Origin of the sequence: Glutamicibacter soli (assembly GCF_052322135.1) — a bacterium.
Taxonomy (GTDB): Bacteria; Actinomycetota; Actinomycetes; order Actinomycetales; family Micrococcaceae; genus Glutamicibacter; species Glutamicibacter soli.
On sequence record NZ_CM125969.1, the window covers coordinates 3,329,914 to 3,350,948 of the forward strand.

Below are 21,035 nucleotides of genomic sequence, written 5' to 3' on the forward strand. Positions count from 1 at the left end.
GGATTGCCCAGATCAAGAACGGGAAGCTGCCTGCCCATAGCAGAGCCATAGGCCAGCTTTTGGCATTGCTGGCAATGAACACCCCTCGAACCTGAGAGAAACCTCTTGATTCTCGAAGATGCCTCCTTGCCCGAAGACCCACTTCTAAGCTCAAGGGCATACAGGGTCGCTCTGTATAGATCCATGGCAACCGAACGTCGGAATGCGCATCCGACTTCACGTACGTCCCTAGAGAAAGGCGTGACATGAGCAACGAGAACTTTCCCAACACCAGCCCGTCTCCCGATCTGTCCGAGCCGGCCAACGGGACGGGAGTCCCTCCCCAGCCACGGGTGGCCCCGGCTCCGCCAGTTCCTCCAATGAATGACCAGTTCCTCCCTGAGCACGTGGAAACCGACTCTGCATCGCGCGTCGGCGCTGCCCACGGCGGGGAGGACGAATCCAAGCTAGCCCAGGCCGGCGAGGCGACCAAGGACCTTGCCGCCGAGAGCCAGCATTCGGCAGCCGAAGTCATGGACACCGCGAAGCAGGAAGCCACCCTGGTCGCTGGCCAGGCCAAGGAACAAGCTGCCCACCTCTTTGAAGAGCTCGGCGCGGATTTGCGCGAGCAAACTTCGCTGCAGCAACGCAAGGTTGCCGAGAACCTTCGAGATATCAGCAACGAGTTCCGCTCAATGCTCGACCAATCGCAGGCCACCGGCACCGCGGCTACGCTGGTGGATCAGGCGTCCCATCACAGTGGCCGCGTCGCGGACTGGTTGGACCAACGCGAACCCGGCGATCTGGTGGACGAGGTCAAGGATTTCGCCCGCAAACGCCCCGGCGCGTTCTTGGGCATCGCCCTGGGCGCTGGCTTGCTGGCGGGTCGAATCACGCGCAACGCCAGCGCCTCGAAAGAACGTCAGCGGCAGTCGCCAGAGGCAACCGCCAATGCCCCGGCGGGCACCAGCTATCCTTCCGAGCGACCGCACGCCGAACCGCTGAAGACCGCTCCCCGTGTCACGCCGCCACCGGTGGGGCAGGCCGATCCATCGGCGCTTCGCACCGGCACGACCGAGGACGAGCTGAACGACAATCCACTTCAGAAATACCCAGGGCTGAACCCGCGCCCTGAAGACTACCGGTAGGAGGCACCGATGAGTCATTCTGCTCCAGACTACGAACCTCATCCAGAGAACCCCGATACCCGCCCCCATAACCCCCGGATGGAAGAACCAAACACTCTGGGAACCCTCTTCAGCGACCTGACGCAGAACGTTTCGGTCCTGGTCCGGCAGGAAGTGGAGCTGGCCAAGACAGAGCTGAAGGAGTCCGCGAGCAATGCGGGCAAGGGGGCCGGGATGTACGCCGGAGCCGGGATCGCAGCGCATTTCGTCCTGCTTTTCCTCTCCGTAGCCGCATGGGTAGGAATCGGCCAGTGGACTGGCCATGGCTGGTCCGCGGTGATCGTCGCGGTGATCTGGGCAGTCATTGCCGCGATTCTCGCGGTCGTGGCGCGCAAGCAGCTCAAGTCAGTCAAGGGCATGCCGAAGACCGCCCAAACAGTGAAGAAGATCCCGTCAGCTTTCAATCCGAAAGAGGAAACCCGATGAGCAAGGATTCAAATGAACTTCGAGCAGACATCGCGCAGACCCGCGATGAGCTGCGCAACGATGTCGATGCGATTGTCGACAAGGTCAGCCCCAGCCACATCGCACACCGGCAAACCGCCAGAATCAAGGATTCGGTGAGCAGGGTCAAGGAAACAGTCATGGGACGGAGTGAAGACGTGAGCGAACGAACCCAGCAAGCAGCGCACGATGCCAGCGACGCAGTCCATGAAGCACCGCAGAAGGTCGCAGAGCAGACCCGCGGCAACCCCCTGGCCGCCGGGCTCATCGCTTTCGGTGCGGGGCTGCTCGCCTCGTCCCTTATTCCGGGAAGCCGCCAGGAGGAAGAGATGGTTCAACGCTTGAAGGACAAGGCCGAGCCGTTGACGACTGAGCTTAGCGATGCGGCCAAGCAGGTGGCTGAAGACATGAAAGAGCCGGTGTCGGCCGTAGTGGATGACCTCAAGGACACCGCTCAGCAGTCCGTGGATCGGGTGAAAGCGGAGGCCGTGAGCGAATCCGAGCATCTGAAGCAAGAAGCCAAGAGCAGCGTCCAGGACTACAAGGACCAAGCCTGACGAAAACCGATTAGCGCCAGGGCCGGCATCCCTCACAGGATGCCGGCCCTGGTGCGCGACGCGAGCGAGTCACGACAGGAGCATCGGCGTCCCCTGCTGAGCGGGCAGGGTCTGCTCCGATACGCTGGGCGCATGGGGTTGGATCCCGTATAACGATCGATTGATCTGGTCGATGAGATCTTGGAGCGATGCGACTTTCCCGCGCCAGAACGCATCATTCTCCCGAGCCCGGAATCCCTCGTACCCGTCATTCGACTCAATCAGCTCAACAAAGTGATCGCGATAAGCGCAAAGCGCAGCATTCAGCTCGGCGATTTGATCATCGTCGAGGTGGATGTTCAATAACGACCCTGACATTTCAGACCTTCCTTGCATCCCGGGGTGGGCCTGACGGCTTTGCCAGGCACACACTTCGAACAACTACTTAGGCCCTACCAGAAATTTCCCGCTACGACAGCGGAAATCGTGAATAAGGCCGCCACTGCATATCTCTCCGCTTCGCTGTTTCGCGCAACTGCGAAGCACCTTGTGCTTCTTGGCAGCGCATACCGAGCCTCGAAGCTTACCGCGGCGAAATGGACCCGTGTGGGGAAAGTGCCTGATCTCGACATGCCTCAGCGGCCAATCCAAGCCCGCACATTACCGAGAACAACGCGCCATCGACAACCAGCGGTTCATGAATCAGGCCAGCGGCACTGCGATGGCCGCTCGCCTCGGCTCTCGTCCCAATTGCTGTGGCTAGGGTCAACTCGCTAGTTCCTTGGGAGCCTCGCCCTTTGCCGCCGTTGAAATCTTGATGCGACGCGGCTTCGCGGCCTCAGCCACCGCGATGTCAAGGCGCAGGACACCGTCTGCGTAACGAGCTTGGATGGATGCCGGATCGAGATGGTCGCCAAGCACCAGCTCTCGGCTGAACTGGCCCCAAAGGCGCTCGGAGCCCGCGATATATTGACGGCCTTCCGGCTTGGCGCGTTCGGCACGAATCGTGAGAATGCTTTTTTCCACAACCATCTCGATTTGCTGGGCGTCCACGCCCGGGAGGTCGAACACCGCGTGGAAGCCCTCCTCGTCCCGCCACGCCTCCATCGGCATGGCGTGGACTGGCTCGGAGCTGAGCTGGGTGTTGAAAGCGCGTTGGACCAAGCGGTCGAAATCACGAAGAACGTCGGTTTGCATCATCGAAACTCATTCCTTTCGAAGCTGACATACGGTGATGGTGCAATTCACATTCCGCCAGATCTATGTCTGACGATGTAGATTTTATAACACGGCCTCGTGGCGGTACGCAAGATGCCTCGGGGAGTGTTTTTCGGGAAATGCGGAGAAACTTGGGCAGGCGCAGGCCTCGCCTTCGACGGCTGCCGATGCCCCGGCATGACCCCACAGTGAATAGTAGAAGCCGCATCCGTTGCCATCCGGCAAAGCAGCGGCACTGGAGTTCAAGCTTCACGGAATGCAGGCAGCTGCTTCACCACCGGCTCCGAGGCGTCGATGTTCCTGGAGCATAGTTCCCCGCTGTCCACCGGGCCTCGGCAACCGGGCGTCGTGATATCGGTGCACCCGGTTCAGGGGAAGCCCCGGTTTGTCCCAGCGGCCCTGGGCTCCTACGCATCCCGTACCCTTCCGCTGGGCGGGAGGAGCCCTTTGCCGACCAGAACCTGCAGGTGCCTCCGCGCGGGGGCACTGAGATGCCCTGGATAATTCTTGAGCTGTTCCGCCGTGGGACGTGATACTGGTGGGTTCCCGGCAATGGCGTAATCGCACGACATCAGGAATCCAAATGCGCAAGAAGGCAACGCCGCTGGCGGGATGCTTCCTTGCTGCATCCCGCACCTTGTCCGCGCGGGCACGCGAACCTGAGCCAGCTTTTCTTGGAAATGATTCTTGCCCAGCGCCGATTCGAGGGGAGTTTGCGCAGGATGTCCGCAGGGACAGTTCACACGCCAAAGGGTGCAGCACCCCCCGGCGGGCTCCGGGGAGTGCTGCACCCTTTGGCGTGTTGCCCTAAATCAAGTCGCCAGCCGGTTCGGCCTTGACCGGCGTCACCATGGCGGCATCCTGCGGTACCCAGACCTTCGGGGTGCGGCTGAGCATGAATGCGATCACCAGGGCGGCGAGGCCGAAGACCGCGACGAAGCCGAAGGCCTCGAAGACGCCCTGCTCCCCCACCGCGGTGGTGACCGGGTCCTGGTGGCGGGCCAGCAGGTAGGCGCCCACGGCGGTGGCCACGGACTGGCCGATATTGCGGACCATGGTGTTGGTTCCGGCGCTCTCCGAGGTATGCGTCTCGGGAACCGCCTCGATCAGCACGTTCGGCAGGGCGCCGAAGGTCAGGGCGATGCCCACCGCGTTGACCGACATGGCCACCAGGAAGACCAGCATGTTGCCCAGGGTGAACATGATTGTTGCGACAGCGGCGAGCATCAGCAGCAGGCCGGTGATGAACACGAAGCGCGCGTTGAACACCTGGGCGAGCTTGCCGCCCAGCGGGGAGAAGAAGTAGCCAAGCAGCGCGGTGCCCCCGCTGAAAAGGCCCGCGGCCGCGGCGGAGAAGCCCAGGCCGAAGCCCATTTCCACCGGGTACTGCAGTACGTACTGGCTCGGCACCGACATGCCGCCGATCGGCCCGACCGCAGCCAGGAAGGTGGCGGTCATGACCAGGGCGATCTGGCGGTTCTTGAACATCTTCAGGTTCACGATCGGGCGTTGGGAATGCAGTTCCCACCAGACCCATACGGCGACGATTACCAGACCGGCGATCAGCAGTCCGCCGCCGCCCAGCGAGGCCCAGCCGGCCTTGGCGCTGTTGGACAGGCCCAGCAGGATGCCGGAAGCACCCAGCGGCAGCAGCAGCGCGCCGGCGACATCCAGCCGGCCGGAAGTGGTTTCGCGGGGCTTGTCCTTCGGAAGCACCACGAGCACGGCGATGACCGCCAGCACTGCCAGCACGCCGGCGAATAGGAAGATTCCATGCCAGGAGAAGGAGTCGATCATCAGGCCGGCAATCAGGGCGCCGCCGGCGCCGGCGATCAGCGCGGAGGCGCCGATCATGGAGACGCCCACGGGCAGGCGCTTCTCGTCGAGGTGCTCGCGGGCCAGGCCGAATGCCAGACCCATGACGGCACCGGCCGCACCTTGGATGCCGCGGCCGAGGATGATCATTTCAAGGCTGCTGCCGACCAGGGAGATCAGCGAGCCGATGGCGGCCAGGGCTAGCACCACCACCATGACCCGGCGCCTGCCGTACAGGTCGCCGAAGCGTCCGCCGAGCAGCGCCGCCGACGCGGACACCAGAAGGTAGATGGTGACCACCCAGGCCACGGCATTCGCATCCACGTGGAAGTCCGCCATGAGCGTCGGGAGGGTTACGTACATCATTGAAAGCTCGAACGCTGAAACAATCTCTGTCAGCACCAAGACCGCGACTACCGCCACGAATCCCGGAGCCGATGCACGCGTCGCACTCAGCTTTGGGGGTCTAGCCTGAGACATCTTTGTCCTGCCTTACCGCGCCGTTTCGGCGCTCTGAGGGGTCACCTAGGCACCCTCCGGACAGGACGCCCGGGCAAGGCCATGCGGTGATGTTCTTGCCCGAGCGGGCAGCTGTTCTAGTGGGTTGCGATACCCACCGACTTGGTCCAGAAGAACTCTTCCAGACCTTCAAGTCCGCCTTCGTTTCCGATGCCTGAGTGGCCGATGCCGCCGAAGGGGCGTTCGGCCGTGGCATTGAAGGCGCCGTTGACTGCGATCTCGCCGGTCTCCATCGACTCGGCCAGCCGCAGCCCGCGTCCCAGATCAGAGGTCCAGATGTACCCCGAAAGTCCGTAATCCGTGCCGTTCGCGATGTCCAGCGCATGCGCTTCATCGCGGAACGGAATCACCGCCAGCACCGGGCCGAATACCTCGTTCTGCGCCAGCGATCCATCCGGCTCCACGTCGGCCACGATGGTCGGCGGGTAGTAGAAGCCCTCGGCCAGATCCCCGCCCAGGCGCTGCCCGCCGGTGACCAGGCGTCCACCTTCTTCCAGCGCGTCGCCGAGCATCGAGTCGATGCGGTCGATCGCGGCCTGGTTGATGACCGGTCCGCACATGGTGTATTCGCCGGCCGGATCCCCGATGGGGAACTGCGCCGCGGCCTGCGCGACCTTTTCGATGAACTGCTCGTACACCGATTCCTGCACCAGCAGGCGGGTCGGCAGCGCGCAGGCCTGGCCGCTCATCATGCCGAAGGCGAAGAATGCCGCGTGGCCGGCGGCCTTGTCCAGGTCGGCGTCTTCGAAGACCAGGTTGGCGGACTTGCCGCCCAGTTCCAGGATCATCGGCTTGAAGGTCTTGGCGCAGGAGGCGGCGATGATTTGCGCGGTGGCCGGTCCCCCGGTGAAGGTGATCTTCTTGACCAGGCGGTGCTCGACCAGTGCGGCGCCGGCCTGCGGGCCGCCGGGAACGATGTTGATCACGCCGTCCGGGATCCCCGCCTCGCGGGCCAGGTCCGCGAAGACGGTCGGGGTGAACGGGGTCAGCTCGCTGGGCTTGATGACCACGGTGTTGCCGGCGGCCAGGGCCGCCGGGACCTTCATGGCCAGGGACATCAGCGGCGCGTTCCAGGTGATGATGGCGCCGATGACGCCGTAGGGCTGGCGCAGCGTGTGGCCGAAGGATCCGCCGGCCCCGCCGTTGCTGGTGATGCGGCCCAGCGGCAGCTTGTCCGCCCAGCCTGCGTAGTAGCGGGTCCATTCCACTGCGGCGCCGACCATGTTCCCCGCGGTGATGCGCGGGGCGCCGTTGTCCGCCATGCCTGCGGCGGCCAGCAGCTCGGTGTTCTCCTCCATGAGCTCGGCGAGCTTCATCAGCTTGCGCGAGCGCTGGCTGGCGGGCAACGCGCGCCATTCCAGGAAGGCGGAGTGGGCTGACTGCACGGCCTGGTCGATCTGTTCCGTGGAGGCCATGGGCACCAGGCCGTTGACCTTCCCGGTGGCAGGGTCGATGTGCTCGTGGGTGGTGTCGCCCTGAAGGATCACCTGCGCACCGATGCGCAGGGACGGGGCAGGCAGCTGGATGCCAGTTTCGACGCTCATGAGTTGGTCTCCGGTTCGTAGCGAAGCATGGTGATGTCTCCCTCGGGGTGGTCGCAGAAGACCGGGCGGACGCGCATGCCGATCTCCAGCTGCGCCGGATCGGCGTTGACGATTTCGGTGGAGAACTTCGGTCCCTCGTCCCACTGGACGATGGCCAGGATCATTTCCCCGGCCGAGGCGAAATGGGCGGCTGGCGGGCGGGTGGCCACGGTGTAGGTGTACAGCGTGCCGGCGCCGGAGATCTCGCGCCATTCAAGGTCGTCGGCCAGGGTGCGCGGGGCCAGCGGGCGCGGGTAGAAGATGTACTCCCCCAGGGACGGCGAGTACTGGATGCGGATCTTGCGCTCGGCAAGGGCGTCCCAGAACGGGCGGGTCAACGGGGTCGGAACCGGCAGCGGCCGGGACAGGGTTTCCGGGGTGTAGGTGGTCATTTTCTGGTTTTCCCTTTCTAGTCGCCCTGCAGGATCAGCGCGGTCTGCTCGCTCATGATGCCGCCGTTGCCGCTGACGAACGCGCGGTTGCAGTCGGCCACCTGGGCGGCGTTGGCGCGGCCCATGATCTGGCGCGCCCCGTCGATGACGTGGTGCATGCCGCCTGCCACACCGGCCTGGCCGAAGGACAGCTGCCCGCCGGCGGTGTTCATCGGGAAGTCCCCGCGGAAGGTCAGATCGTGGTTGGTCACGAAGTCCATGCCCTTGCCCTTTTCCGCGAAGCCCGCGTCTTCCAGGCTCATCAGCACGGTGATGGAGTAGCAGTCGTAGATGGAGACCATGTCCACCTCGGAGCGGGTGATGCCTGCCATGGAGAACGCCTGCTCGGCGGCGTGCACCATCGGCGAGGTCATCAGGTCGCGGGCGTAGGTCGGGGTCTTGTAGGGCACGCGTTCACCGAAGCCGGTGATCCACACCGGGCGGTTCTTGGACTTGCGGGCCAGATCCGCGTTGCCCACCACCACTGCCGCGCCGCCCTGGCAGGGCATGACGATTTCAAGCATGTGCAGCGGGTCGGCGATCATCGGCGAGTTCAACACGTCGGCCACGGTGATCGGCTGGCCGTGGAACACCGCCTCCGGGGTGGCACAGGCGTTGGTGCGCTGGTCCACGGCGATCTTGGCCATGGCCCGCTCGTCGTAGCCGAACTCGTAGCCGTAGCGCTTGGCGATCTGCCCGTAGGGGCCGTTCTGGCCCAAGTTGCCGTAGGGGATCTCGAACTCGGCCTGTGGGGAGCCGAAGGCGTTGGAGGAAGCCCCGAAGTGCATCTTGTCGTCCATCACGAACGGCTTGCGGTCGTCCATCGGGAAGTGGTGGGTGCCGGGGAAGGTCACCAGCACCGCGTCGCACAGGCCCAGCTCCACGGCGGCCGCGGCGCGCCAGATGCCGGCCGCGGATCCCGCGCCGCCCAGGTCGACGATCTCCGCGAAGTTCGCGTCGATGCCCAGGTATTCGGTGACGGTGGATGGAACGAACATGTCCGCCTCCCCGATCAGCGGGGTGATCACGCCGTTGACGTCCGTGGCGGACAGTCCGGCGTCATCCAGCGCGGCCTTGGACAGCCGGGCCCACTGCTCCAGGTTGAACGACGGTTCGCGGGTGAGCTTTCGCTGCGGTGGAAGTTCGCAGTAGCCGAGGATGGCGGCTTCGCCTCTCAGTCCCATGGGGTGACTCCTTAATGCTAATTCTTTGATGGTGAAGTTCGTGTGTCAGGCGGCGGGCGCGTGCTGGCCGGCGAGGATGTCCAGGCCCAGGGCCTCGAACCTGCTCCCGGATTCGCGCAGCGCCTGCAGCTGGCCGGCGTCCATGATCGGTGCGGGCAGCGCGGGGTCGGTGAAGGACAGGGCCTGCAGTCCCGGTTCGGCCTGCTCGTCGACCTGGAGCACCAGGCTGGAGCCCAGCGGCCAGGAGAACATGAGGGTCTGCGGGTCGTCTTCCAGGTTCATCACCTGGGCGCCGAGCACCGTGCCCAGCACCAGCCGGGCCTGGGCCGCGGAACGGATGCGGCCGGCGATGAAGTCCAGCCGCTGCGGCGGATTCTGCGCCCGGGGCTGTTCGTCCCAGGGGCAGTCGACCGCACCGGGCGCGGTGATCTCGTCCTGGCCGTCCAGGGTCAGCTCGGTCTGCACCAGCTGAACCAGGAAACCCAGTCCGGTGTCCTTGGGGTGGAGGAACAGCTCCTTCCACCACTGGTTGTCCAGGTTTTCAAGGATGGTGCGCACCCCGGCCGCGCGGGCGAGGGTCATCGAGGCATGGATGTCCGCCACCTTGAAGGTGATGTGGTGCGGGTTGGCTGCGCCGTGGCTGCGGGCCAGGTGCTCGGCGACGAAACCGCCGCCGTCTGCCGGAGGCTGCAGCAGTTCCAGGCGCATGCCCTCGGCCAGTTCCAGCTGGCAGGGGCTGAAGGCACCCTGGTGGAATCCCGAGACCCAGCGGGCGCCGAGCGCGCGGTGCACGCTGTCCCCGGCAGTGCGCCAGGAAGGCACGGCGAAGGCCACATGGTCCAGTTCGAGGGCGCTCATGAGACACCCCCGAGACGGGAGATGGAACTGGAAGGGAAAGGGCTGCGGCCTAGGCTTCGGCCTGCTCCAGACGGTGCTGGATCAGCGCCACGAAGCGGTCGAGCACCCCGTAGGCCTGTTCCATGGTCTTGTCCTTCAGAATCACCCGCGAGACGACGTCCAGCAGCAGCGCCCACACCATCACGGTGATGTCCGCGGCTTCCGCATCGTCCAGAGCGCTCATTGCCTCGCGGATCGGTGCTTCCAGCACCTCGCCGAGCCGGGCCATGACCGGGGCGACGTCCTCCGCGGTGCTGCTGCGCAGCTGCAGGATCGCTTTGTAGAAGTACGGGTGCTTCTCGAAGCTGCTCAAGGCATTGCGCAGCCTGCGGGAGATCACTTCCGTGGTGCTCAGCCCGGCATCCGGAGCCGCCGTCCGCTGGGCGAAGGGCAACGCCCAGTCGTAGACCACGTTCGCGTACAGGTGTTCCTTGGAATTGAAGTACCGGTACAGCGTGCCCAGCGCGACGTTCGCTTCGGAGGCCACGTCGCGGATCTGGATCGAGTCGTAGTCCTGCACCCGCAGCAGGTCCTTGCCCGCATCGATGATGCGCTGGCGCCTGACGACCTGGTAGGCCGGGAGCTCTACCTGCTCCGTGGAAATGGTTCCTGCCATGATGTGCCTCGTAAGTGGTGTGTGCCGTGGATTCCCACGGTATCACCAAGTTTTGGGCGAATTGCCTATCTCCGGTATTCATTTACCGGTCCTTCCAGCGGATCAGGGCGTCCAGTGCCTCGATCTGGTTTCCGGCAACCCGCAGCGGATTGATTTCAAGTTCTTCAAGATCCTCACCCAGCCCCTGGGCGACCTGGGTGATCTGGAAGATCACCTGGGCGAGCTCGTCCAGGTCGGTGGGTTCGCTGCCGCGGAAGCCCTTGAGCAGGTCGATGCCGCGCAGCGATTCGAGCATGCGGCGGATCTCCGCCGGGCTGACCGGCAGCAGGCGCAGCGCGGAATCCTTCAGGATCTCCACCAGCACGCCGCCGAAGCCGACGGCCAGCACCTTGCCCCACTGCGGGTCGGTGATGATGCCGACCAGCAGCTCGTTGCCGGCAGGGCGCATCGGCGAAACCGCCACACCCTGGACCTGCGCGTCCGGAGCCAGCCTGGCCACGGAGTCCACGATGAATTCATAGGCCTCGGACACCTCTTCGGCGTCCTTGAGCATCAGGCGCACGCCCCCGACCTCGGTCTTGTGGGCGATGTCCTCGCTGGCGACCTTCAGCACCACCGGGTAGCCGATCTCCTGTGCGGTAGCCACGGCGTCCGCGGCGGAGGTGACAACACGTCCCGGCACGTAGGGCACACCCTGTTCGCGCAGGAAGTCGCCGGTCTCGATTTCGGTCCAGTGCTCGGCGCCTTCTGGCTTGGCGATGGCGGCCGGAGCCTCCAGCTTCGGCTCGGCGGACAGCTGCGCGGTGCGCTGCCCCCACCAGAAGCTGTGCCCGGCGGCTTCGATGCCGCGGTCGAAGGAGTCCGAGGCGTGCGGCAGACCGTGCTTGGCGGCGAAGCTGCGCGCGAACTCGTTGACCTCGGTGGGCAGGAAGCTCATGGCCACCACCGGCTTGGCCGAGCCCTTGAGCTGGCGGTGCAGGCCCTCCTGGGTCGGCTTGCCCAGGTCCACCATGAACTGGTTGTTCGGCCAGGAGGTGTTCAGCACCACGAAGTCGAAGTTCTCGTCGTTGATGAACGCGTCCCCGGCCTTGGTGAGGATGGACGGGTCCACGGAAATGTAGCCTGTGGTGTCCATCGGGTTGTTCACCGCGGCGAATTCAGGCAGGCCGTCTTCGCGCAGCTGGCGCACGGTGGACTCCGCGGGGGCGGGCAGCTGCAGGCCGGCGGCCTCGGCCTTGTCCGCCACCAGCGCGCACATCGCGCCGGAGCCGGTGACCACGCCGAAGCGCGGGCCGGGCAGCGCGCCGTAGGATTCGAGGATGCCTGCGGTGGCCACCAGGTCCTCGATGTTCGCCACCCGGATCACGCCGAATTGCTTGCAGACCGCGTCGAAGATCTTGTCGTCCCCGGCCAGCGAGCCGGTGTGCGCGGCGGCGGCCTTGGCGGAGGCCTCGGAGGCGCCGGCCTTGAATAGCACGATCGGCTTGCCGGCCTCGCGGGCGCGGCGGGCCACGTCCAGGAACTGCTTGGTGTCCGTGACCTGTTCCAGGTAGGCGGCGATGACCTTGGTGTTCTCGTCATCCACCAGCAGCGACATGACGTCGATGGCGGAGATCATGGCTTCGTTGCCGACGGTTACGGAAATCGAGGTGCCCACCCCGCGGCTTGCCATGTACGGCAGCAGGTAGATGGCCAGTGCGCCGGACTGGCTTGCCACGCCGACCCCGCCGGCCACCAGCGGCAGCTCGGTCATATGGGCGAAGGACGCGACCTTTGCATGCGCGTTGATGAATCCCAGGTTGTTCGGGCCCAGGATCAGCTGGTCGGCTTCGCGGGCGCGGTCCACCAGCTGCTGCTGCAGCGCCTGGCCTTCGGCCCCTGCCTCGCCCAGCCCGGAGGCCAGCACGATCAGGTTGCAGATGCCGCGGGCGATGCACTGCTCCTGGATATCCGGCAGCGAGTTGGTGCCGGTGAGCACGATGGCAAGTTCCGGGGCTTCGGGAAGCTCGGCGATGCTTGCGTAGGAGGCCTGGCCGTGGCATTCTTCGGCGCGGCGGTTGACCAGGTACAGCTGCCCGGTGAAGCCGGCGGCCAGGAGGTTCGAGTGGGCGAAGTGGGACCAGGTGGACTTGCTGTTCGCCCCGATGATCACAATCGAGCGCGGTTCAAGCAGTTCCCGCAAACGGCCCGGGGTGACGGGGCCTGCGGTGTTGATTTCATTGGTCACAGCGGTCATGCCTTAGTTGTCCTTTCACGGCGCGCTCCGTCATCGTCGGCGGGCGCATTTCGGGCTGGGGGCCCGGAGGAATACTGGAGGGTCGAGCTCTGGGTACTGCAAGGGCGGGTTAGCTGCGCGGCAGCCCCAGGATCCGCTCGGCAATCACGTTGAGCTGGATTTCGATGGTGCCTCCGCCGATCAGCGCCGCCGGAATGGTCAGCTGCGAATTGACGGCGGCGGCCGGCGCGTGGGCGAAGAGCGCCGCGGGGCCGGCAAGCTTCAGCAGGTCCCCGGCGGCTTGGCGGGCCAGGCGGCCGTGGGCCACCTTGGCCAGCGAGGAGCCGGCCCCCGGCTGCAGGCCGTTGACCTGGCGCAGGGTTTCGCGCAGGTTCATCGCGCCGATGGCGGTGCTGATCGCGGCGGCGCGGCCCAGCACCTCCAGCGCGTTCTCGCGGGTTCCAACGAAATTGTCGCCGGAGATCAGTTCGCGCAGCCCGTCCTCGGTGCCGACCGAGACGCCGGAGGAAATCTGGGTGCGCTCGTTCTGCAAGGTGGTGGCGGTGATGCGCCAGCCCTGGCCAGGCTCCCCCAGCAGGTAGTCGTCCGCGACGAACACGTCGTCAAGGAAGACCTCGTTGAATTCGGCTTCTCCGTTGGACTGGCGCAGCGGGCGCACGTCCAGGCCGGGAGCTGACATGTCCACCAGGAAGTAGCTCAGGCCCTTGTGCTTGGCGACCTCGGCGTCGGTGCGGGCCAGGCAGATGCCCCAGTGGGCTTCGTGGGCCCCGGAGGTCCAGACCTTCTGGCCGCTCAGCTTCCAGCCGCCGTCGACCTTGACGGCGCGGGTGGACAGGCCTGCCAGGTCGCTGCCGGCTCCGGGCTCGGAGAACAGCTGGCACCAGATCAGTTCGCCCTTCAGCGTGGGCAGCGCGAACTTCTCCTTGATCTCTTCGGAGCCGTAGGCGAGGATCGTGGGCATGGCCCATTCGCCGATGACCGAGGATGGCTGCAGCATGTCGCGGCGTGCGTATTCCTGGGAGATGATGACCTGTTCGGCCGGGCTGGCGCCCAGTCCGTAGGGGGCCGGCCAGTGCGGAGCGGCCAGGCCGTTCTCTGCCAGGAAGCTGCGGCGCGAGCCGCGGGAGTACCAGCGTCCTGCTTCGTGCTCGTTGCGCAGGCCTGCCGCGGTGTCCAGCAGGGCGGCGATGCGGGTGCGGAATTCTGGGTCCTGCTCGTCCAGCTCCACCTCGATCTTGCGTTCGGTGTGCAGCGCGGCTTCGCCGGCCGCCGCCAGTTCGCCGGACAGCGGCGCGTTCAGCGCGTTCAGGCTGATGGCGCGGCGCCAGTACAGGTGGGCGTCGTGCTCCCAGGTGAAGCCGATGCCGCCGAGGATGGTGATCGCTTCGGTGACTGCTTCAATGGATGGGACAATCGCTGCTTCCAGCGCGCCGGCGGCGCCCAGGTGCTGCTGGGCTTCGTCCTGGCCGACCGACACGACGGCGGACCAGGCCGCAGAGGTGGCCATTTCGGCGGCGATCGCCAGGTTGGCGCACTTGTGCTTGATGGCCTGGAAGGAACCGATCGGGGTGTCGAACTGTTCACGGATCTTGGCGTATTCGGTGCTTTCCTCGCTGGCCCAGCGCATGATGCCGGCGGCTTCCGAACCGGTGAATCCTGCGTGCAGCGCGGCGATCCTGCTGGCGGTGGCGTTGCCCAGCACCGCATCAGCGGGGATGACCACGTTGTCCAGGACCAGGGTGGCTGCGTCGCGGCCCAGGTCGGTGCCTTCGGCCGGAACCAGGGAGACCCCGGCGGCCTGAGCTTCGATCACCGCGTAGCGCACGGTATCCGCGACGGTGAATCCCAGCACCAGGTACTTGGCGGCAAGTGCGCCGATGACCTGCAGCTGGCCGGCAACGGCCCAGCCTTCGGCGATCTGTACGACCTTGAGCTGTTCGGAAGCCAGCACTAGGGTTCCGGTGGCGCCTTCGGCGAAGTCCGCGAGGATTGGCTGGTTGTAGCCGTTTGGTTCGGCCAGGGTGACGGCGGCGCTGGCCAGCATGGTCGGCAGGAAAGGGCCGGAGACATAGCGGTGGCCGAATTCCTCGATGACGATGGCGGTTTCCACCAGCGTTCCGCCCTGGCCGCCGAGCTCCTCAGGGATGTGCAGGGCGTGCAGACCGGTCTCCAGCATTTCGGTCCAGAAGCTTGGCAGTGCACCGGTAGCCAACTTCTCGTGCTCGTCCCGAGTGGTCATCGTGTCTACGCTGCGGCGGGTAAAGTCAACCACTGCCGACGCGAGATCAATCTGTTCCTCGGTCAAGGATAAGGCCATTTCCGGTGCTCCAATCAGGGAACTGCATAACCCCGGAATCAGTGTGATCGGGATTACCTATTGCTAATAACTGAAACTAGACTCTAGTTTACGTTTGTGATTCAGGCAACACCCCGAGCGAGGAAAAGTGAACAAAAATTTTGATCACTGCGCGCCCTCGAAAAAATTTTTATGTCAACCATTTTCCCTGCCGGGATTTGAGTCCAAGCACCCGGAGGAACAGCGGAAGCCGTGGTTGCGGAGGACGAAAATCCTCCGCAACCACGGCTTCCATTTATGCCGGGTTGCTACGAATCCAGGCCTTGGCCGGCTTCCGGAGCCGGCGCGCCGAGCACTGGAATTCCTCCGGTGGCGGGGATCGCCGACGCGTCCGGATTGGCGTCGACCTCCTCTGCCGGGCCGGAGAACTGCGACTGGTACAGATTGTAGTACGCGCCCTTGGCCGCCAACAGTTGCTCGTGGTTGCCCTGCTCCACGATGCGGCCGGCTTCCATCACCAAGATGGTGTCGGCGTCACGGATCGTGGAGAGGCGGTGGGCGATCACGAAGCTGGTGCGGTCGCTGCGCAGCGCAGCCATGGCCTGCTGCACCAGCAGCTCGGTGCGCGTATCCACGGAGCTGGTTGCCTCGTCCAGGATCAGCAGCGACGGGTTGGCCACGAACGCGCGGGCGATCGTGATCAGCTGCTTCTCGCCGGCCGAGACATTCGTGCCTTCCTCGTCGATCACTGTGTCGTACCCGTCGGGCAACGCGCGCACGAAGCGGTCCACGAAGGTCGCCTTGGCGGCCTGGATGACCTCCTCGTCCGTGGCGTCCAGCCGGCCGTAGCGGATATTCTCCATGATGGATCCGCCGAACAGCCACGCATCCTGGAGCACCATGCCGACCTTCGAGCGAAGGTCCGCGCGGGAAAGCTCGGTCACGTCGCGGTCGTCCAGGAGGATGCGCCCGGAGTTCAGCTCGTAGAAACGCATCACCAGGTTCACCAGCGTGGTCTTGCCTGCGCCCGTCGGCCCCACGATGGCGACAGTGTGCCCCGGGTCGGCCTCGAAGGACAGGTTCTCGATCAGCGGCTTTTCCGGGGTGTAGGAGAAGGTCACGTTCTCGAAAGCAACGTGCCCGTCGGTGCGTTCTGGCAGCGTGGCAGACGCCTGGTCCGGCTCCTGCTCCTCGGCGTCCAGCAGCTCGAAGGTGCGCTCGGCCGAAGCCACGCCGGACTGCAGCATGTTCGCCACGCCGGCGATCTGGCCCAGCGGCTGGGTGAACTCGCGCGAGTACTGGATGAACGCGGTGGCGTCGCCCAGGCTCATGCTGCCCGAAGCCACACGCAGGCCGCCGACCACGGCGATGCCGACGTAGGCCAGGTAGGACACGAAGTTCATGACCGGCATGATCATGCCGGAGACGAACTGGGCGCCGAAGCTCGCCTTGTACAGCTCCTCGTTGCGCGCGGTGAAGCGGTCGACCATATCGTCCTCGCGGCCGAAGACCTTCATCAGCTCGTGGCCGGAGAAGGACTCCTCGATCTGGCCGTTCAGCGCGCCGGTGTTCTTCCACTGCGCGGTGAACAACTTCTGCGCCCGGCTGCCGATGATGCCGGCGGCCGCGGCGGACAGCGGCAGCGCCACCAGGGCGATCAGCGCCATCTGCCAGGAGACCACGAACATCATGATCACGATGCCGATCACGGTCATGACCGACTGCACCAGTTGGCTCAACGCCTGCTGCAACGCATTCTGGATATTGTCCACGTCGTTGGTCACGCGCGAGAGCAGATCGCCGCGCTGGCGGGTGTCGAAGTAGTTCAGCGGCAGCCGGTTGAGCTTGTCCTCCACATCCTTGCGCAGCTTGTAGACCACGCGCATCACCAGGCGGTTCAGCAACCAGCCCGAGGCCCAGGAGAAGACCGAGGCGATGAAGTACATGGACAGCACGATCAGGATGTACTGCGACAGCTGGGTGAAGTCGATGCCTTGGCCAGGCACGAAGTCCACCTTGGACAGCATGTCAGCCTGGGTCCCTTGGCCGGAGTCGCGCAGCTGCTGGATGATGGCATCAGCTGGAGTCCCGGCCGGGATGTTCTTGCCGATCATGCCGGCGAAGATCACGTCCATGGCCTTGCCGAGTACTCGTGGGGCAACCACGGAGAGCACGACGTACACCGCGATCAGCGCGAACACGACCACCATGCCGAGCTTGTACGGCGACATCAGCCCGATCAGACGCTTGGCCGACGGCCAGAAGTGCTGCGCCTTGCGGACCGGCGCGCCGCCGCTCCAGTCGTCCGAGCCGGCTGCGGCGTCGAACTCGTCGACTGCCGCCAGCTCGGCGTCCAGGTCCGCCATGGTGTCGGTGCTGTTGGTAGCGGATCCGCTCTTGTTCTGCTTCTTCGCCATTTAGGCCACCTCCTCCACGCTGAGCTGGGACGTCACGATTTCCTGATAGGTTTCCGAGGATTCAAGTAGTTCCTCGTGGGTTCCCCGCGCCACGATCTCGCCGTGGTCGAGGACCAGGATCTGATCCGCGCCGGTGATTGTGGAGACGCGCTGGGCGACGATGATGACCGCCGCGTCCTTGGTCGGCTCGACCAGTGCCGCGCGCAGCTTGGCATCGGTGTTGACGTCCAACGCGGAGAACGAGTCGTCGAACAGGTAGGTCTTCGGCTTGGCGGCCAGGGCGCGGGCGATGCACAGGCGCTGGCGCTGGCCGCCGGAAACGTTGGTTCCACCCTGGGATACGCCGGATTCCAGCTGGCCTTCGCGTTCGAGCACGAAATCCTCGGCCTGGGCCACGCGCAGCGCATCCCACAGGTCGTCCTCGCTGGCGTCCTGCGCGCCGAAGCGCAGGTTGCTGGCGATGGTTCCGGAGAACAGGTACGGGCGCTGCGGCACCGCGGAGATGTTCTGCGAGATGGTCTCGCGTCCCAGCTGCTTCAGCGGCATGCCGCCCACCAGGATTTCGCCCTCGGTGGTGTCGTAGAGCCGCGGAATCAGGTTCAGCAAGGTGGTTTTCCCGGAGCCGGTGGATCCGATGATCGCGGTGGTCTGTCCCGGCTTCGCGGTGAAGGAGATGTTGGACAGCACCGGCGCTTCGGCACCCGGGTATCCGAAGGTCACGTTGCGGAACTCGACGGTGCCCGGCTCAGGCAGCAGGGTGTCGTGTTCCTGGGCGTCGCGCATGCTCGGATCGGTATCCAGCACTTCGCTGATGCGGTCTGCCGAAACCATGGCGCGAGGAACCATCATGGCCATGAAGGTACCCATCATGACGGCCATCAGGATCTGGAGCAGGTACTGCAGGAATGCGGTCAGCGCGCCGATTTCCACGTCGCCGTTGTCCACGCGGTGTCCGCCGAACCACAGCACCGCCGCCGTGGACAGGTGCAGGATCATGGTGATCGCCGGGAACATCAGCACAAACAGGTTGCCGACCTTCACGCCGAGGTCGGTCAGCTTCTGGTTGGCGTCGGCGTAGCGTTCGGTTTCATGCTTCTCGCGGACGAAGGCGCGCACCACGCGGATGCCGGTGATCTGCTCGCGCAGCACGCCGTTGATCCCGTCGATGCGAACCTGCATGTCGCGGAACAACGGCATGAGCTTGATGACCAGCAGGCCGACGACAATCAGCACCACCGGCACCGAGACCCAGACCAGCCAGGACAGCCCCGGATCTTCCCGGATCGCCATGATGACGCCGCCCACGGACATGATCGGAGCATTGATCATGAAATTCAACGCCATCAAGGTCAGCATCTGGATCTGCTGGACGTCGTTGGTGCCGCGGGTGATCAGGGTTGCCGCACCGAACTTGTTGACGTCCTGGGCGGAGAACGTGGAGACCTTCTCGAACACCGCCTGGCGGATATCTCGCCCGATACTCATCGAGGTCTTGGCGCCGAAGTACACGGCGGCCACGGCGGTGGCCACCTGGACCAAGGCCACGATCAGCATCAGGCCGCCGGTGCGCCAGATGTAGTCGATATCTGCGTTGACCACGCCGACGTCGATGATCTTGGCGTTAAGGCTTGGAAGGTAAAGCGTGGCCATGGTGGTGGCCAACTGCAGGATTACGACCGCTGTAATCCATGCCGAATAAGGTTTTGAATGTTTCAGGATGAGCTTCAGAAGCATCGGGTTTGTCCTCGCTAGCATCGGGCTCCATGACGCCATCTCCCTCCGGGTTAGGGGCATGGCGAAATAAGAGCGATTGCTAGTCTAACCCCCGCAATCGACATGTGAAGTCATCCTTGCGATTGATTTTTACCAATTAGTGAAATCCCGCGGAATTCCGGGAAAAATCACACCAGAATTTGCCGTGCGTTGGGTCACGGGAATTACCCCTGTCGACCTTCCCGTTCGGCTTCGTCGAGTGCGGAATTTGCCTGCTCGGCAGTCTCCCGTTCAGGGCTCCTGCCGCGTCGAAGCCACAGCCAGAATACGACGGCGGCCAGGACCGCCAAGGCCGCGACATCCACCAGCGGGCTCGACAGCGCGGCGCTGTTTTGCTGAAGCCAGTCCTGCACCTCGAGCGGCACCAGCTGGGGAGCGGATATCAGGCCATTGGTCAGCCAGAAGACCACCCCGACCACAATCAACAGGATGCCGGTGGCCATCGAGATCACGTGCAGTTCACGCCCGAAGATCTTCACGGTGCGTCCGCGTAATTTGCTGCGGCCGCCCGCGTCGAGCCGGTTCCAGATCCGCGCCAGGATGAACATCGGCACCACCATGCCCCCACCATAAACGGCCAGCAGCACGCCACCGGAAACCGCATCGCCCTGGACCGCGGCGAGGGTGAGCATTGCCCCGAGGATCGGTCCTGCGCAAAAACCGGAGACGCCGCCGACAGCGCCCAAGGCCAACGTCTTCAGCATGCCCTTGCCCCCGCTGGCCCGATGCTGGAGCTTGGACATGCCCGGAATCCAGCGGGCCAGGTCGAAACCGACGCCGAAAAAGTACAGGACACCCATGATGATGAGCATCAGCGAGACAATGAGGACAATCAGATCTCGTTGGGTCGCGAGGAACAGCCCCACCGCGCCCATGCCCAGGCCTGCGGGAACCAGCACCACTGCGAGGCCGAGGTAGAAAACAAGCCCGTGAATATACAGGCGCGGCCCGCTGCCGACGGTGGAAGCGAAGAACGCCGGCAGCAACAGCGCACTGCATGGGCTGAGCAGCGCCAGCATCCCCCCGAGGAACGCCGAGAGCAGGCCGATATCCATTAGTTGGCGTCCTGGGCAGCCAGCGCGGACTCGATCTTGTCGATGAACACGTCCTTGGGTTGGGCGCCCATGACCGGCTCACCGTCAATCAGGAATGCAGGGGTCGAGTAGACGCCCAGCTGCAGCCCGAGCTGCGCATTGCCCTCGATCACGGTTGCGGCTTGTTCCGACTTCAGGTCCTTGGCGAATTGTTCCGTGTCCAGGCCGAGTTCGGCCGCGAGCCCGGTCAGCGACTTTTCGCTCAGCTCCGCGCCCTTGCGAATGGCGCTTCCGGCAAACAGTTCGTCGTGGTATTCCCAGAACTTGCCCTGTTTGGCCGCGGCGTAGGAAGCCAGCGATGCCCGTTCGGAATCCTCGCCGAAGATGTTGACGTCGCGCCATTCGATGCGGACCTTGCCGTCCTTGGCGTAGTCCAGGACCTGCGGGAGGGTTTCGGTCGACCACTTGGCGCAGAACTTGCACTGGTAGTCGGAGAAGACCACGATCCCCACCGGCGCGTCTACCGGTCCGGCGGCCAGCAAATCGTCAGCTGCACGCAGCTCGAACTGGGTCAGGTCCGGCATCTCCTCCGTTGCGCCGGTCTGCTCCCCCGGCTGCTGGACGGCCGGCTGGTCATTCGGTGCGGCTTGTCCGTCGGAATTGATATTTCCCAGATTCAAGGCCACGAAGACCAGTGCGGCGATGGCCACCAAGGCCAGGACCAGGCCGGCCCACCGGCGTTTCGGCTTTGCCTCAGTCTGGTTTTCCATGAGCTCTCCTTGATGTCCAGGTCCCGCGGAGCCTGCGTCGGCCATAATTTACTATGAAGCATAGTCGACTATGTGTCATAGTAAAGAAACGGCGGCCAGT

The 21,035-nt window shown here is 64.7% G+C and carries 17 protein-coding genes; 3 read left to right on the forward strand and 14 right to left on the reverse strand.

Annotation, left to right across the window (positions count from 1 at the left end):
* The first annotated feature begins 245 nt into the window (after nucleotides 1-245).
* The 3 genes from ACTX90_RS15805 (at nucleotide 246) to ACTX90_RS15815 (ending at nucleotide 2,167) form a co-directional block, all read left to right on the forward strand.
* Nucleotides 246-1,127: a hypothetical protein gene (locus tag ACTX90_RS15805; protein ID WP_443442392.1), complete on the forward strand. Its 882-nt coding sequence runs from the start codon at nucleotides 246-248 to the stop codon at nucleotides 1,125-1,127.
* Nucleotides 1,128-1,205: 78 nt separating this feature from the next.
* Nucleotides 1,206-1,592 carry a phage holin family protein gene (locus ACTX90_RS15810; protein ID WP_060616989.1) on the forward strand — a complete coding sequence of 129 codons (387 nt, stop codon included), beginning with the start codon at nucleotides 1,206-1,208 and terminating at the stop codon, nucleotides 1,590-1,592.
* Entirely contained in the window at nucleotides 1,589-2,167 is a 579-nt protein-coding gene (locus ACTX90_RS15815; protein WP_424572708.1) for a DUF3618 domain-containing protein, read from the forward strand. The genes ACTX90_RS15810 and ACTX90_RS15815 overlap by 4 nt, the downstream gene beginning before the upstream one ends.
* 69 nt (nucleotides 2,168-2,236) lie before the next feature.
* Here the strand turns inward: ACTX90_RS15815 and ACTX90_RS15820 are convergent, their stop codons facing one another.
* From ACTX90_RS15820 to ACTX90_RS15885, 14 genes are all read right to left on the reverse strand, one after another.
* Nucleotides 2,237-2,524 (reverse strand): hypothetical protein, encoded by a 288-nt coding sequence (locus ACTX90_RS15820; RefSeq protein ID WP_047120262.1) that lies wholly within the window; start codon nucleotides 2,522-2,524, stop codon nucleotides 2,237-2,239.
* Nucleotides 2,525-2,911: 387 nt separating this feature from the next.
* Complete coding sequence (locus ACTX90_RS15825; RefSeq protein WP_443442393.1) at nucleotides 2,912-3,346, reverse strand: Hsp20/alpha crystallin family protein; 435 nt, start codon at nucleotides 3,344-3,346, stop codon at nucleotides 2,912-2,914.
* Between the two features lie 825 nt (nucleotides 3,347-4,171).
* On the reverse strand, nucleotides 4,172-5,659 hold the full coding sequence (locus ACTX90_RS15830; protein WP_443442394.1) for an MFS transporter: 1,488 nt from the start codon (nucleotides 5,657-5,659) through the stop codon (nucleotides 4,172-4,174).
* 116 nt (nucleotides 5,660-5,775) lie between these two features.
* Nucleotides 5,776-7,242, reverse strand: coding sequence for an aldehyde dehydrogenase family protein (locus tag ACTX90_RS15835; protein WP_443442395.1), 1,467 nt, complete (start codon nucleotides 7,240-7,242; stop codon nucleotides 5,776-5,778).
* Nucleotides 7,239-7,673, reverse strand: coding sequence for a Zn-ribbon domain-containing OB-fold protein (locus ACTX90_RS15840; protein ID WP_047120267.1), 435 nt, complete (start codon nucleotides 7,671-7,673; stop codon nucleotides 7,239-7,241). Before ACTX90_RS15840 ends, ACTX90_RS15835 begins: the two co-directional genes overlap by 4 nt.
* Before the next feature lie 17 nt (nucleotides 7,674-7,690).
* The gene (locus ACTX90_RS15845; protein ID WP_047120268.1) at nucleotides 7,691-8,896 is read right to left on the reverse strand and encodes a thiolase family protein; all 1,206 of its coding nucleotides are present in this window, start codon (nucleotides 8,894-8,896) and stop codon (nucleotides 7,691-7,693) included.
* Nucleotides 8,897-8,941: 45 nt separating this feature from the next.
* The gene (locus ACTX90_RS15850) at nucleotides 8,942-9,754 is read right to left on the reverse strand and encodes a VOC family protein (RefSeq protein WP_443442396.1); all 813 of its coding nucleotides are present in this window, start codon (nucleotides 9,752-9,754) and stop codon (nucleotides 8,942-8,944) included.
* Between the two features lie 49 nt (nucleotides 9,755-9,803).
* Nucleotides 9,804-10,409 (reverse strand): TetR/AcrR family transcriptional regulator, encoded by a 606-nt coding sequence (locus ACTX90_RS15855; protein ID WP_443442397.1) that lies wholly within the window; start codon nucleotides 10,407-10,409, stop codon nucleotides 9,804-9,806.
* A gap of 82 nt (nucleotides 10,410-10,491) precedes the next feature.
* Nucleotides 10,492-12,645, reverse strand: coding sequence for an acetate--CoA ligase family protein (locus ACTX90_RS15860; protein ID WP_443442398.1), 2,154 nt, complete (start codon nucleotides 12,643-12,645; stop codon nucleotides 10,492-10,494).
* A gap of 109 nt (nucleotides 12,646-12,754) precedes the next feature.
* Nucleotides 12,755-14,962, reverse strand: coding sequence for an acyl-CoA dehydrogenase family protein (locus ACTX90_RS15865; RefSeq protein WP_443442399.1), 2,208 nt, complete (start codon nucleotides 14,960-14,962; stop codon nucleotides 12,755-12,757).
* A gap of 287 nt (nucleotides 14,963-15,249) precedes the next feature.
* Nucleotides 15,250-17,358, reverse strand: a complete 2,109-nt coding sequence (locus tag ACTX90_RS15870; protein WP_443442400.1) for an ABC transporter ATP-binding protein — start codon at nucleotides 17,356-17,358, stop codon at nucleotides 15,250-15,252.
* Nucleotides 17,359-19,092, reverse strand: a complete 1,734-nt coding sequence (locus ACTX90_RS15875; RefSeq protein ID WP_424572700.1) for an ABC transporter ATP-binding protein — start codon at nucleotides 19,090-19,092, stop codon at nucleotides 17,359-17,361.
* 203 nt (nucleotides 19,093-19,295) lie between these two features.
* Nucleotides 19,296-20,186 (reverse strand): cytochrome c biogenesis CcdA family protein, encoded by an 891-nt coding sequence (locus tag ACTX90_RS15880; protein WP_443442401.1) that lies wholly within the window; start codon nucleotides 20,184-20,186, stop codon nucleotides 19,296-19,298.
* Nucleotides 20,186-20,935, reverse strand: coding sequence for a DsbA family protein (locus tag ACTX90_RS15885; protein WP_443442402.1), 750 nt, complete (start codon nucleotides 20,933-20,935; stop codon nucleotides 20,186-20,188). The genes ACTX90_RS15880 and ACTX90_RS15885 overlap by 1 nt, the downstream gene beginning before the upstream one ends.
* Between the last annotated feature and the right edge of the window lie 100 nt (nucleotides 20,936-21,035).

Excerpts from the sequence above, each read along its gene's own strand:
- ACTX90_RS15810 (WP_060616989.1), top strand. The coding sequence starts at position 1,206 with ATGGAAGAACCAAACACTCTGGGAACCCTCTTCAGCGACCTGACGCAG.
- ACTX90_RS15865 (WP_443442399.1), bottom strand. The coding sequence starts at position 14,962 with ATGGCCTTATCCTTGACCGAGGAACAGATTGATCTCGCGTCGGCAGTG.
- ACTX90_RS15830 (WP_443442394.1), bottom strand. The coding sequence starts at position 5,659 with ATGTCTCAGGCTAGACCCCCAAAGCTGAGTGCGACGCGTGCATCGGCT.
- ACTX90_RS15880 (WP_443442401.1), bottom strand. The coding sequence starts at position 20,186 with ATGGATATCGGCCTGCTCTCGGCGTTCCTCGGGGGGATGCTGGCGCTG.
- ACTX90_RS15870 (WP_443442400.1), bottom strand. The coding sequence starts at position 17,358 with ATGGCGAAGAAGCAGAACAAGAGCGGATCCGCTACCAACAGCACCGAC.
- ACTX90_RS15875 (WP_424572700.1), bottom strand. The coding sequence starts at position 19,092 with ATGCTTCTGAAGCTCATCCTGAAACATTCAAAACCTTATTCGGCATGG.
- ACTX90_RS15820 (WP_047120262.1), bottom strand. The coding sequence starts at position 2,524 with ATGTCAGGGTCGTTATTGAACATCCACCTCGACGATGATCAAATCGCC.
- ACTX90_RS15860 (WP_443442398.1), bottom strand. The coding sequence starts at position 12,645 with ATGACCGCTGTGACCAATGAAATCAACACCGCAGGCCCCGTCACCCCG.
- ACTX90_RS15850 (WP_443442396.1), bottom strand. The coding sequence starts at position 9,754 with ATGAGCGCCCTCGAACTGGACCATGTGGCCTTCGCCGTGCCTTCCTGG.
- ACTX90_RS15805 (WP_443442392.1), top strand. The coding sequence starts at position 246 with ATGAGCAACGAGAACTTTCCCAACACCAGCCCGTCTCCCGATCTGTCC.
- ACTX90_RS15835 (WP_443442395.1), bottom strand. The coding sequence starts at position 7,242 with ATGAGCGTCGAAACTGGCATCCAGCTGCCTGCCCCGTCCCTGCGCATC.
- ACTX90_RS15855 (WP_443442397.1), bottom strand. The coding sequence starts at position 10,409 with ATGGCAGGAACCATTTCCACGGAGCAGGTAGAGCTCCCGGCCTACCAG.
- ACTX90_RS15825 (WP_443442393.1), bottom strand. The coding sequence starts at position 3,346 with ATGATGCAAACCGACGTTCTTCGTGATTTCGACCGCTTGGTCCAACGC.
- ACTX90_RS15840 (WP_047120267.1), bottom strand. The coding sequence starts at position 7,673 with ATGACCACCTACACCCCGGAAACCCTGTCCCGGCCGCTGCCGGTTCCG.
- ACTX90_RS15885 (WP_443442402.1), bottom strand. The coding sequence starts at position 20,935 with ATGGAAAACCAGACTGAGGCAAAGCCGAAACGCCGGTGGGCCGGCCTG.
- ACTX90_RS15845 (WP_047120268.1), bottom strand. The coding sequence starts at position 8,896 with ATGGGACTGAGAGGCGAAGCCGCCATCCTCGGCTACTGCGAACTTCCA.
- ACTX90_RS15815 (WP_424572708.1), top strand. The coding sequence starts at position 1,589 with ATGAGCAAGGATTCAAATGAACTTCGAGCAGACATCGCGCAGACCCGC.